The sequence below is a fragment of the Gordonia sp. i37 genome, assembly GCF_002043085.1.
GTDB lineage: Bacteria > Actinomycetota > Actinomycetes > Mycobacteriales > Mycobacteriaceae > Gordonia > Gordonia polyisoprenivorans.
Genome location: NZ_MVPX01000036.1, coordinates 1 through 352, shown reverse-complemented (window position 1 = coordinate 352; position 352 = coordinate 1). Strand labels below are relative to the sequence as shown.

The window sequence follows — 352 nt, the reverse complement described above, 5'->3', positions numbered from 1 at the left end:
GGGGGTTATCCGATGACCGGGATCCGTGCGTTGGCCGCAAGCGGGTTGGGCACAATGGAGAGCATGGTCATAGACGGCAACAATGCGAATCCCTTTGCCACCCCCGATCGCGACGGAGCGTCCGAGACCGACAACGATTCGGTCGTCGTTCTCGGCGCCGATTCGCCGCTGGGCACCCAGGCGGCGGCGGAGGGTTCTTCTTCGGAATCGTCCGACGGATCCAACGTCGCCGACATGGTCGAGCAACCGGCGAAGGTCATGCGGATCGGCACGATGATCAAGCAACTGCTCGAAGAAGTCCGTGCGGCTCCGCTCGACGAGGCGAGCCGCAACCGACTGCGCGAGATCCACG

Annotated in this window: 1 protein-coding gene; it reads left to right on the top strand. The window is 64.2% G+C overall.

Annotated features, from left to right (window positions below; genetic code table 11):
- Positions 1-63 precede the first annotated feature (63 nt).
- Positions 64-352, top strand: a 289-nt coding sequence (locus B1964_RS01285; RefSeq protein ID WP_253193842.1) for a proteasome activator, incomplete at its 3' end; no start/stop codon positions are given.